This is a genomic window from Luteibacter sp., assembly GCF_051958795.1.
Lineage (GTDB): Bacteria > Pseudomonadota > Gammaproteobacteria > Xanthomonadales > Rhodanobacteraceae > Luteibacter.
In genome coordinates this window covers 1-11,118 of the sequence record NZ_JBQCFT010000140.1, presented here as the reverse complement: position 1 = coordinate 11,118, position 11,118 = coordinate 1, and the positions used below count along the sequence as shown (strand labels likewise).

At 67.4% G+C, this 11,118-nt stretch carries 11 protein-coding genes; 6 read left to right on the top strand and 5 right to left on the bottom strand.

Features of this window, described 5'->3' with window-relative positions; genetic code table 11:
* Positions 1 to 112: 112 nt before the first annotated feature.
* Positions 113 to 1,102: an alpha/beta hydrolase gene (locus ACTHLF_RS07795; protein ID WP_440326329.1), complete on the bottom strand. Its 990-nt coding sequence runs from the start codon at positions 1,100 to 1,102 to the stop codon at positions 113 to 115.
* Positions 1,103 to 1,425: 323 nt separating this feature from the next.
* Between ACTHLF_RS07795 and ACTHLF_RS07790 the strand changes: the two genes are divergently transcribed.
* Complete coding sequence (locus ACTHLF_RS07790; RefSeq protein WP_440326327.1) at positions 1,426 to 1,827, top strand: DUF305 domain-containing protein; 402 nt, start codon at positions 1,426 to 1,428, stop codon at positions 1,825 to 1,827.
* A complete protein-coding gene (locus ACTHLF_RS07785) occupies positions 1,824 to 3,254 on the top strand; it encodes a beta-propeller fold lactonase family protein (protein ID WP_440326325.1) in 1,431 nt (476 codons plus the stop codon). The genes ACTHLF_RS07790 and ACTHLF_RS07785 overlap by 4 nt, the downstream gene beginning before the upstream one ends.
* A gap of 8 nt (positions 3,255 to 3,262) precedes the next feature.
* On the opposite strand, the gene ACTHLF_RS07780 is transcribed toward ACTHLF_RS07785, so the two are convergent.
* Positions 3,263 to 3,895, bottom strand: a complete 633-nt coding sequence (locus ACTHLF_RS07780) for a TetR/AcrR family transcriptional regulator C-terminal domain-containing protein (protein WP_440326323.1) — start codon at positions 3,893 to 3,895, stop codon at positions 3,263 to 3,265.
* Positions 3,896 to 3,953: 58 nt separating this feature from the next.
* Between ACTHLF_RS07780 and ACTHLF_RS07775 the strand changes: the two genes are divergently transcribed.
* On the top strand, positions 3,954 to 5,147 hold the full coding sequence (locus ACTHLF_RS07775; protein WP_440326322.1) for a TCR/Tet family MFS transporter: 1,194 nt from the start codon (positions 3,954 to 3,956) through the stop codon (positions 5,145 to 5,147).
* Here the strand turns inward: ACTHLF_RS07775 and ACTHLF_RS07770 are convergent.
* Positions 5,126 to 6,025 carry an SDR family oxidoreductase gene (locus ACTHLF_RS07770; RefSeq protein WP_440326320.1) on the bottom strand — a complete coding sequence of 300 codons (900 nt, stop codon included), beginning with the start codon at positions 6,023 to 6,025 and terminating at the stop codon, positions 5,126 to 5,128. The two genes, ACTHLF_RS07775 and ACTHLF_RS07770, sit on opposite strands and share 22 nt — an antisense overlap.
* A 100-nt stretch (positions 6,026 to 6,125) precedes the next feature.
* On the opposite strand from ACTHLF_RS07770, the gene ACTHLF_RS07765 reads away from it, so the two are divergent.
* Positions 6,126 to 6,980: a helix-turn-helix transcriptional regulator gene (locus tag ACTHLF_RS07765; RefSeq protein WP_440326318.1), complete on the top strand. Its 855-nt coding sequence runs from the start codon at positions 6,126 to 6,128 to the stop codon at positions 6,978 to 6,980.
* On the opposite strand, the gene ACTHLF_RS07760 is transcribed toward ACTHLF_RS07765, so the two are convergent.
* Positions 6,964 to 7,173: a dodecin gene (locus ACTHLF_RS07760; protein WP_440326316.1), complete on the bottom strand. Its 210-nt coding sequence runs from the start codon at positions 7,171 to 7,173 to the stop codon at positions 6,964 to 6,966. The two genes, ACTHLF_RS07765 and ACTHLF_RS07760, sit on opposite strands and share 17 nt — an antisense overlap.
* A gap of 159 nt (positions 7,174 to 7,332) precedes the next feature.
* Here ACTHLF_RS07760 and ACTHLF_RS07755 point away from each other — a divergent pair, with 159 nt between their 5' ends.
* Positions 7,333 to 8,916 carry an ATP-binding protein gene (locus ACTHLF_RS07755; protein WP_440326314.1) on the top strand — a complete coding sequence of 528 codons (1,584 nt, stop codon included), beginning with the start codon at positions 7,333 to 7,335 and terminating at the stop codon, positions 8,914 to 8,916.
* An 86-nt stretch (positions 8,917 to 9,002) separates the two neighbouring features.
* Here ACTHLF_RS07755 and ACTHLF_RS07750 read toward each other — a convergent pair whose 3' ends face one another.
* Entirely contained in the window at positions 9,003 to 9,983 is a 981-nt protein-coding gene (locus tag ACTHLF_RS07750) for an NAD(P)H-quinone oxidoreductase (RefSeq protein ID WP_440326312.1), read from the bottom strand.
* 159 nt (positions 9,984 to 10,142) lie between these two features.
* Here ACTHLF_RS07750 and ACTHLF_RS07745 point away from each other — a divergent pair, with 159 nt between their 5' ends.
* Positions 10,143 to 10,907, top strand: coding sequence for an SDR family oxidoreductase (locus ACTHLF_RS07745; RefSeq protein WP_440326310.1), 765 nt, complete (start codon positions 10,143 to 10,145; stop codon positions 10,905 to 10,907).
* The last annotated feature ends 211 nt before the right edge of the window (positions 10,908 to 11,118 follow it).

Genomic DNA, 11,118 nt, shown 5'->3' with positions numbered 1-11,118 from the left:
GTTTTGTTCACTTCCCGTGGGGGCCCCCCTCGCGGGCCCCCGCCCCCCCCACCCGGGGGGGGGGGCCCCCTGTTTTGTGGGGGGCGCGCGCGCCCCCGCGATTCAAGGCGCGTCACGGCTTCGTTTCAGGCGAAAGCACGCCAATCGTCCGCATCCACGTCTCCGCCAATGCCGGCCAACGCGTAATGGGATTTTCCGTAGGCCGCAGTCCAAAGGCGTGGCCGCCCTTCGCGTAGATGTGCATCTCCGTGGGGATGTCAGCCTTCTTCAACGCGAGGAAATAGGTCAGCGATTCGCGCACATCGTCGGTCGGATCGTTCTCAGCCTGGATGATGAGCGTCGGCGGCGCGTCCGGGCTGATCTTCACGCCGTTGTCGAGGGTCAGGCCGGGCTCGGTCCACAGGTGGCCGGGGTACATCGCGATCGCGAAGTCCGGGCGCACGCTCTGCGTATCCGCCTCATCCACCGGCTTGTAGCTTCGCTTCAGGTGGTTGCTCGTGTCGGCGACCATGCGCCCGCCCGCCGAGAAACCGATGACTCCGACCTTGTGGGGATCGACGCCGTAGGTGGCGGCCCGGGCGCGGAGCAGGCTGATCGCGCGTTGCGCATCCTGCAACGCCATCGGTTCCGTCGGATCGCGCCGGCAATTGCATTCGTCGTTCCAGTACGGGCCGGAACCGGGAACGCGATACTTCACGACGACGCAGGTGACACCTTTCGTAGTGATCCAGTCACACACTTCGGTGCCTTCCAGGTCGATCGCCAGGATCCGGTAGCCACCGCCGGGAAAGACGACGAGCGCGGCACCCGTGTTCTTTCCCTTCGCCGGATACACAGTCATGGTCGGCCGCGACACATGCTCGACCACCGTGACCGGCTGGTTCGCGATCTGGCCCTTGCCCGTGCCCCAGACTTCCGGCCCCGGATACGCCGGTGCCGCGATCTTCATACCCTCGGGCCAGAGCGGCGTCTGCACACCCGGCGCCGCCGGCTCCCATGGTCGGTTCTGCGGGTTGAGCAGGGGCTCGCCGCCGGTGGTGTAGGCAAAGGCGGCCGGCATCCATAACGCCACAACAAGGCCGATCCATCGAAGCTGACGCATCGTAGGAGCCCACCCTGTGGGCGACATCTTTCGCCTCGACCCGTCATGCCCTGCTGCGGTGTCGCGAACGGCGTCGCCCACAGGGTGGGCTCCTACGGATACTGCACTGTTCATAAGGTTTTCCCTGGGCGGCGTGTACGCGGCATCGCCCACCTTGGGCGTGGTGGCTGGCAAATTCATGGCGGCGCGCTGGAGATGCGCCGATGTCACTGCCCGGCATGATTCAACAAGCTGAATGCAGGCGCGGCAAGTAACCCGCACGACGCTGCCAGAAAATGCCCGGCATCCGGCTGCAGCACGTGGCCGTATCAGGATCCCGGGGTATGCACGATACAAAGGTCTGGATCACGCTGCTGGCGGTGTCGCTGGCACTGGCTACGAGTGTGCGCGGCGCGTCCACCACACCGGCCGACGAGGGCTTCCACACACAGTCCGCGCGCGCCATGGACACCATGATGAAAGCGATGGACGTGCCGCCCACCGGGAACGTCGACCGCGACTTCGTGGCGATGATGGTGCCGCACCACCAGGGCGCGATCGACATGGCGGTCGCCGAGCTCACCTACGGCAAGGACGAACACCTGCGACGCATTGCGCAGGAGATCATCGTCGACCAGCAGCAGGAGATCGCCGCCATGCGCCTTGCGCTTGGCGATCCACTTCCACCTTCCGCACCGGCGCCCACGATGGGCGCCATGACGCACAACCACGGGGAATCACGGTGAACACACCCGGCCGCATCACCATCCTTCTTTTCGCATCCACCTTCGCGACGTGGGCAGCCGCTCAGCAGGCGCCCTGGGGCAAGCCCGACAAGCCGATCACGCATGCCGACCGTGTGTATGCGGCCGAGCAGTTCTCGAACACCGTGTCGGTGACGGACCCGGTCGACAACAAGCTGATCGGCGTGATCCGGCTGGGCGAACCACAGCCGACGAATTTCACGCCGCTCTACAAGGGCCAGGTGCTCACGCACGGCATGGGCTTTTCGCCGGACGGCAAGACGCTGGCGATCGTGTCGATCGGTTCCAACGGCGTCAGCTTCATCGATACCGCGACCAACACGGTGAAGCACACGACCTACGTGGGCCGTTCGCCGCACGAGGCGTTCTTCACGCCCGACGGCACCGCGGTGTGGGTGACCGTGCGCGGCGAAGATTATGTGTCGGTGTTGGATGCGAAGACCTATGAGGAAACCGTGCGGGTGAAGACCCCGGGTGGTCCTGGCATGACCATCTTTTCGCCCGACGGCAAGTACGCGTACATCTGCTCCTCGTTCAATCCGGTCACCGTGGTCGTCGACGTGGCCACGCGCACGCAGGTCGGCGAAGTGAAGCAGCCCAGCCCCTTCTGTCCGAATATCGCGGTGACGCCGGACGGGAAGCAGGTGTGGTTCACGCTGAAGGACACGGGGCAGCTCGTCGCGTTCTCGGCGTTGCCGCCCTTCGGCATCCTCAAGACGATGAGCATGGGTCCGATCGCGAACCACGTGAACTTCGCCAACGTGAAGGGCACGCCGTATGCGTACGTGACCGTCGGCGGCCTGGGCCAGGTGAAAGTGCTCCGGGTGAAGGACTACGCGACGGTCGCGACCATCCCGGTCGGTGCGATGCCCCACGGTGTCTGGCCTTCGTCGGATGGTTCACGTGTGTATGTCGGGCTCGAGAACGACGACAAGCTTGCCGTGATAGATACGGCGACCAACAAGGTCATCGCCAACATTCCCATCGGCCAGGCACCGCAGGCGCTGGCATTCGTCGCGGACGCCGCCGCCAGCGCGGACGCGGACAAGTCGCTCGCGCAGCTCGGCGTCGCCGGGAACACGTTCTCACTCTCGCTCAGCGATGGCACGGGCGAACGCACGCACGTCACGCTGTTCGACCAGGGCCTGGTGCAGGTACTGCAGGCGGCGGTGACAGGCCTCGAACCGAAGAAGGCGTATTTCATCGCACTGGCCGACTCGCCGTCCGGTGGCAACCTGCAGCCGCTCGCGCGTTTCATGAGCAACCCGGCGGGCGCGGCGATCGTCAATGCCGCTGGCCCGATTCGCCAGCTGGTGGACCAGCCCGCCTCAGGCGCGCGGCGCTACCTGGTCATTACCGACGAAGCGGGTGGCGCACCGGGGAAGGTGCTGCAGCATCCGGCATCATAAGGCGCAGGTCACGCCCGCTTGCGCGCCAGCCGTGCGCGCGCGCCGTCGACCAGCATCTGCATGCCATCGTCATACGCATTCGCCGGCCCATGCTCGAAATAATGGGCCACCGCGGCTGACGCCATGGGAAAGGGTGCCGCGGCGTCCGCGAGGGCGCCGTCTTGTTCGCGCTGGCTTTCGGCCTGCTCCTCGAGCACGCAGCCGACGGTGTAGCGCGAGGTAGCGACCAGCACGTCCAGCGCCTCGCCCGCCGTGAACCCCGCTGCGACGAACACGGCCAGTTGTTTCTCGACCAGCGCGATATCGCCCGGATCCGCGTGCGTCCCCGCATGGATGCGTGCGCCATCGCGCCGGCTCAGGAGGGCGGCGCGGAAGCTTCCGTTGGCGCGGATGAGGAAGGCATCCCACGCTTCGCCTTCCTGGGGCTCGCGTGCCTCGCGCAACTGCATCAGGCGCTGATTCATCGCGTCGAGCAGCGCCTGGCGGCTCTTGAAATACCAGTACAGCGCGGGCTGTTTCACGCCCATGCGCTCGGCGAGCGCGCGCGTCGACAGGGCGTCGAGGCCCACCTCATCCAGCAAATCCAGCGCCGTGTCGACGATCTGATCCGGGTCCAGCCGCGTGCCAGCCTTGCGCGCCACTATTTATCACCTATAAACTATCGATTATCAGTGATAAATTAACATAGATCGACTGCCCATGAAGCCCGCCCTGGCCGCTGTCCTGTGTACCGCCGCGCTCGATGCGATGGGCGTAGCTCTTACCTTGCCGGTCATGCCCGCCCTGCTCGCCGATGCCGGGCTGCCGGCTGTGCTGGGCTGGCGGTTTGGCGCGTTCATCGGCGCCTACGCGCTCATGCAGTTCCTCTTTGCACCTACGGTCGGGGCACTCTCGGACCGCTACGGGCGGCGCCCCGTGCTGTTGGTCTCGCTGCTCGGCCAGGCGCTGGCCTATGCGGCGCTAACCGTGGCGCCGGGTTACGCATGGCTGCTGTGCGCGCGTGCGCTTGCCGGTGTGTTCGGCGCCAGCACCTCGGTCGTCTCCGCCTACATCGCCGACACGACGCCCGCCGATGAGCGGGCGAAACGCTTTGGCCAGCTGGGGGCGTGCATGGGCCTGGGCTTCATCGTCGGCCCCCTCATTGGCGGCGTGCTGGGTGAGGCCGGGGTCCGCCTGCCCTTCGTGGCGGCGGGCGTGCTCGCAGCGATCAACGCGGCGTGGATCATGCTGACGCTGCGCCGCGAACCCGCGCGGGACGCTGGCGAAGCCACCCCGCTGCTCGCCAACCCGCTCGCCTCGCTGCGCTGGGCGCGCCAGCTGCATGGCGTGGCGCCGTGCCTCGTCGCGTTCGCGATCGTCTGCCTGGTCGGCGAGGTCGGCGGCACGACGTGGGTGCTCTATGGCGAGGATCGCTTCGCCTGGTCGAGCACCATGGTGGGCATCTCGCTGGCGTGTTTCGGTGTGTTCCATGCGCTGATGCAGGGCTTGCTCGCCGGCCCGTTGGCCGCGTGGCTGGGCGAACGGCGTGCGGTGGTCGTGAGCATGCTCAGCGACGCACTCGCCTACGTGCTGATCGCACTCGCCTTCCGTGGCTGGGCGGCGTTCGCCCTGATGCCGTTGTTCTGCGTCGGCGGGCTTGCCTCGCCACTGCTGCAATCGATGATGAGCGCGACCACGGATGACACGCAGCAGGGGCGCCTGCAGGGTGTGCTCGCAAGCGTCGGCGGCCTGGTGTCGGTCGTCGGGCCCGTGCTGATCAGCTCGGCGTACTTCGCGTGGCGCGCCGATTGCCCGGGCGTCGTCTGGTATGCCGGTGCCGCGCTCTACGTGGTCGCGCTCATTGCCATGGCGCGCTGGCGCGCCGCACCGGTTCAGGCCAGCGCCGCCGCATAGTCCATGTGGCGCAGGTCGTCGAGCAGGCCCGGCCCTTTCGGTGTCCAGCCGAGGCGCTCGCGAGTGATCGCGCTCGATGCGCTGAGGTCGAGGCCCGCGAACATACCGAGCCAGCCGAAGTGCGCCTGCGCTTCTTCCGGCGAGAGCGATTTGACGGGAAGGCCCAGCCCAGCGGCGACGACTTCGGCGATATCGCGCACGCGCACGCCTTCCTCGTCGACGGCGTTGTAGCGCACACCCGGTTCAGCGCGTTCGATCGCGAGGCGATAGAGCAGCGCGACGTCGTCGACATGCGCCGCCGGCCAGCGGTTGTTGCCTTCGCCGAGGTAGCCGACGAGGCCCTTCTCCCGGGAGATGTCGATGAACGGCGAGATGAGGCCTTGCCGCTTCGTGTCATGCACCTGCGGCAGGCGTACGACCGAGACATTTACGCCGGCGTCGAGCAGCGCCTGGCCCGCCTGCTCCGACGCGACGCGCGGATTCGGATGGTCGAAGTTCACGACATCTTCCGTCGCCAGCGCTCCATGCCCCGCCTGGCCCAGCCCCGTGCCCGAGGTGATGAGCAGCGGACGCGAGGATCCCTTCAGCATCGAGCCGAGCGCAGTGATCACGCCGCGGTCCTTTTCGCAGTTCGCGACGAAGTTGGAGAAATCGTGGTCGAAGGCCGTGTGGATCACGGCATCCGCGTTCGCTGCGCCAGCGCGGATGCTTTCGAGGTCTTCGAGGGTGGCGCGGTGTGCCTGGGCACCCGCTTCCGCCAGCCACGCCGCACCCGCGTCCGAGCGGGTCATGCCGAGCACTCCGTGCCCGGCGGCGAGCAGCTGCGGAACGATGCGCGAGCCGATGAAGCCGGTGGCGCCGGTGAGGAAAATTCGCATGGAGGTCGCTCCGGTGGGTGGTGGTTGCCCAGTCTGGTCGCGAGGACTACCCTGTTAAAGTAGTGACGTTATCCTGTTATAACGACCACCCGGTTCGCCCATGCCCGCCCCCGATACCGCCAACGCCCTGGGCCACTTCCTCCGCGACCGCCGCGCAAGGCTGGACCCGGCGACGTTTGGCTTCGCGCCCGGCCGCCGGCGGACCCCCGGCCTGCGCCGCGAAGAAGTCGCGCAGCGTTCCAACATCAGCCCGACCTGGTACACCTGGCTGGAGCAGGGCCGCGGCGGCGCGCCTTCGACCGAAGTGCTCAACCGCCTGGCCGCGGGCCTGATGCTGACCGAGTTCGAGCGCGAGCACATGTTCATCCTGGCGCTGGGCCACCCGCCGGAGCCGCGCTACAAGGAGCCGGAAGGGATCACGCCGCGCCTGCAACGCGTGCTCGACGCGCTACCCACCAGCCCGGCGATCCTGCGCACCGCCACCTGGGACGTCGTTGCGTGGAACCGCGCGGCCGCCGCCGTGCTGACCGATTATTCGACCCTGCCCCGCGACGGCCGGAACATCCTCCGCCTGATGTTCTCGAACGCACGGGTGCGGGCGGCCCAGGAGGACTGGATGCGCGTCGCGCAGTTCGTGGTGGCGTCCTTCCGCGCCGATGCGGCACGCGCCGGCGCCACCGCCGAGATCACCCAGCTGGTCGAGGAACTCTCCCGCAGCAGCCCCGAGTTCGCGGCGTTGTGGCGCAACAACGACGTCGCCAGCCACGGCGATGGCCTGAAACGCCTGCACCACCCCGTGCTCGGCCCGATCGAGCTGGAGTTCTCGACCTTCGCGGTGGAAGGCCGCCCGGACCTGACGCTGATGGTCTACAACCCCAGCACCCCGGAGACGACCGACGCGGTCCGCCGGCTGGTCGAAGCCCGGGAGGCTGGCGCGGTCAGTCTTCCAGGGTAAACCCGACTTTCAGCGTGACCTGCCAGTGGGCCACCTTGCCGTCCTCCACGTAGCCGCGGGTCTCGATGACCTTGAACCAGCGGATGTCGCGGATGGTTTTCGAGGCACGCTCGATGGCACAGCGGACGGCCGCGTCAATGCCATCGGGCGAGGAACCGGTGAGCTCGACGGACTTGTAAACGTGGTCGGTCATGGCAGTGCCCTCGCGATAGGAAGCCTAACGATGGGCCATGAACTGTTGTCTCGGCGTGAGGCGCGACCGCCGAAAATCGTTACGACACTTTCGGCAACAGACTGGCGTCCGGCGCGCCGGCAGTCCATGCTCGCCAGTGTTCGAAAGGGGGCGTGACACATGGGCGAAAGCCAACTGATGAGCCGGGCGGGCATAACCCCGCTGGGCCAGAGCGACACGCAGTTCCGGCTGCTGGTCGAGGGCGTGGCCGATTACGCCATCTACATGCTTAGTCCGGAGGGCCTGGTGGCCAGCTGGAACTCCGGGGCGCAACGCATCAAGGGCTACGCCCCCGCCGAGATCATCGGGCTGCACTACCGCCAGTTCTACACGGCGGCCGACCAGGCCACGGGCGAGCCGGAGCGCAACCTGCATCGCGCGTCCGCCGACGGTCGTGTGGAGGCCGAAGGCTGGCGTGTCCGCAAGGATGGCACCCAGTTCTGGGCGCACGTGGTCATCGACCGCATCCTGGACGACCACGGCCAGCTCCTCGGCTTCGCCAAGGTCACCCGCGATGTCACCGAGCAGCGCCTGGCCGCGCAGCAGCTCGAGGAAGCCCGAGAGGCGCTGTTCCAGTCGCAGAAGATGGAGGCCATTGGCCAGCTCACCGGCGGCATGGCGCACGACTTCAACAACCTGCTGATGGCGATCCAGAGCTCGCTCGACCTGCTCGGTCGCCACATCCCTGGCGACGAGCGCGTGCAGCACCTGATCGGCGTCGCCCAGGCCGGGGTGATCCGCGGCAAGAACCTTTCCCAGCGCATGCTCGCCTTCGCCCGCAAGCAGGAGCTGCGTCCGCAGCCCGTGGACCTGGTCGATCTCGTCTACGGCATGTCCGAACTCATCGACGGCGCGCTCGGCGTCCGCTTCCAGCTGGCCACGCGGTTCGCCTTCCACCTCGATCGCGTGGTGGTCGACCCCCACCAGCTCGAGCTGGCGCTGCTCAACCTCGTCGTCAACGCGCGCGACGCCTATGGCGATGAAGGCGGCCGCATATCGATCGAGGCCGACGTGGTCGACGCGCCGCACGCGGATGTCCCGGGCCTGGCCCACGGCCGTTACGTGCGACTGGCGGTCATCGACCACGGGCCCGGCATGGACGAGCGCACGCTGGCCCGTGCGGCGGATCCGTTCTTCACCACCAAGGGCGTGGGTAAAGGCACCGGCCTCGGGCTCTCCATGGTGCACGGCCTCGCCGCGCAATCACGCGGGCGCCTGGTGCTGCGCAGCCAGCCAGCGGTCGGCACCCGCGCGGACATCTGGTTGCCCACGCTGGCACACGGCCAGCCGGCGCCCCATCTCCCGCTCATCGCCGCCGCGCCGATCACCGCGCCAGCGGGAGCGCTGCGCATCCTCGCGGTCGACGACGACATCCTCGTGCTTTCCACCCTGAAGGCCTTGCTCGAAGACATGGGCCACGTCGTGACCGCTGCCTCATCGGCTGAGCGCGCCATCGAGCTCCTACGCGGCGACGATCGCTACGACCTGCTCCTTACCGACTACGCCATGCCGCGCCTTACCGGCGCGGACGTGTCTCGCGCCGCGCGGCTATCGCGACCGGGGCTGCCGATCGTGCTTGCCTCGGGTTACGCCGAGCGACCCATGGACGACTTCCCGGGCATCCAGCGCCTCGGCAAGCCGTTCGACCGCGAAAACCTGGCCCAAGCCATCGCCCAGGCGATCGCGAGCACCCCGCTGGTGTAGGAACGCGTTGTGGGAGCGTGCTTGCACGCGATGGGTGCTCGCGCCACCCCCATCGCGCGCAAGCGCGCTCCCACAAATAGTGGGGGTCAGGGGGTGAGGACGATCTTCCCCACGCTCTCATTGCTCTCCATCCGCTCATGCGCCAGCGACGCCTTCGCTAGCGGAAACACGCTATCGATCACCGGCTGCAGTTCGCGATTGCTGAAGTGATCCAGCCACGTATCGCGGAAGCGTTTGGTCATCGCCTGCTTCTCCGCCTGCGGGCGCGATTTCATCACGGTGCCGAAGATATGCAGGTGCCGGTAGAGCAGGCGCTGCAGGTCGAGCACGGGCGGTTCGCCACCACCGAGTAGACCCACCTGCACCAGCCGCCCGCCGAAATCGAGCGAGGCGAGGTTCCGGTCGAAGTACGTGGGCCCGATGAAGTCGATGATCAGGTCTACGCCATTGCCGTCGGTGGCCTCCTGGATCGCCTGCGCGAAATCCGTGGAGGTGTAATCGATGCCGACATCCGCGCCAAGCTCGCGCACCCGCTGCAGCTTCGCGCCCTTCGCCGTCGCGAACACCCGCGCGCCACACGCCTTGGCCAGCTGCACGGCCGCCGAGCCGACGCCGCTGGCCGCCGCATGGACCAGCACGCTCTCGCCCGCGACCAGCCGGCCGAGGTGGACGAGGGCTTCGTGCGCGGTGACGAACACTTCGGGGATGGCCGCTGCCTGCACGTAGTCGACGCCGCCCGGAATCGCCATGGCCATGCGGTAGTCGATGCGGGCCAGCTCGGCGTACGCCCCGCCGCCGACGATGCCCATCACCGGGTCGCCCAGCGACCACTGGCGCACCTCGTTGCCCATGGCCACGACTTCGCCTGCGATCTCCAGGCCCATCAGCGTGGAGTCGCCGAAATCCGAGCGGCCGTAGTGGCCTTGCCGGTGAAGGACATCGGCGCGGTTGACGCCAGCCGCGCGGACCCTCACGAGCAGGTCGTGCGGCCGTACGGCGGGCTCGGGCAGGTCGGCCAGCTGGAGGACCGAGGCGCCGCCAAATTCGCTGAAATCGATAGCTCGCATGGGGTCACCGCGCTCGGGAAAGTCCCTAGCTTGCGCCTATTCCTGCATGCGCGCTGTCACGTTCGATGCCATCGAACGTTCCCACCGAGGGCATGGAACGACAATCCGGCAGCCGCGGCGCATCGTATCTCCATCATCCATACCACCCGGAGTTCCACCATGTCCCGCCTTGCCAACAAAGTTGCCATTGTCACCGGTGCCAGTTCGGGCATCGGCCGCGTCACCGCGAAGCTGTTCGCCGCCGAAGGTGCACGCGTCGTCGTCGGCGCCCGTCGCGAAGCCGAGCTGAATTCGCTGGTCGCGGAGATCGAGGCCGCGGGCGGCCAGGCCGTCGCCCTTGCCGGCGATGTACGCGAAGAAACCTACGCGAAGGCACTCGTCGACCTGGCGGTCGCCCGCTACGGCCGCCTGGATATCGCCTTCAACAATGCCGGTACGCTCGGCCAGACCGGCCCCACCACCGAGGTCACCGAAGAGGGCTGGAACCAGGCGATCGACATCAACCTCACCGGCTCGTTCCTCGGCGCCAAGCACCAGGTCGCGCAGATGCTTAAGAACGGTGGCGGCTCGATCATCTTTACCTCCACCTTCGTCGGCTACTCGTTTGCGTTCCCGGGCACGGCTGCGTACGCCGCCAGCAAGGCGGGCGTGATCGGCCTCACCCAGGCCCTCGCGGCGGAATACGGCCCGCAGGCCATCCGAGTGAATGCCGTGCTGCCGGGCGCCGTCGAAACCGACATGTACCTCGAAATGAACAACACGCCGGAGTCGCAGCAGTACATCTCCAACCTGCATGCCCTGCGTCGCGTGGCGTCGCCGGAGGAGCTGGCCAAGGCCGTGCTGTTCTTCGCTTCGGACGATTCCTCGTTCGTCACGGGTACCGCCTCGCTCATCGACGGCGGTGCATCGATCACCCGTAGCTGACAGGTGTTCAGGTGGGCGCGCTACAATGCGCCCACCTTCCTTCCCACACAGGCAAGCGTCCGATGCGCCAGTAATGCCGCCGTCCCTCTGACGGCCCGCTCTCCTCCCGCCCCGTTTAACGCGGGGAGTGCATGGCATGCCTGGTGAAATCGATGACCTCCTCTCTCCTGACGCTGGAAGGCGTCTCGTTTGTCCTGCCGGATGGCAGGGT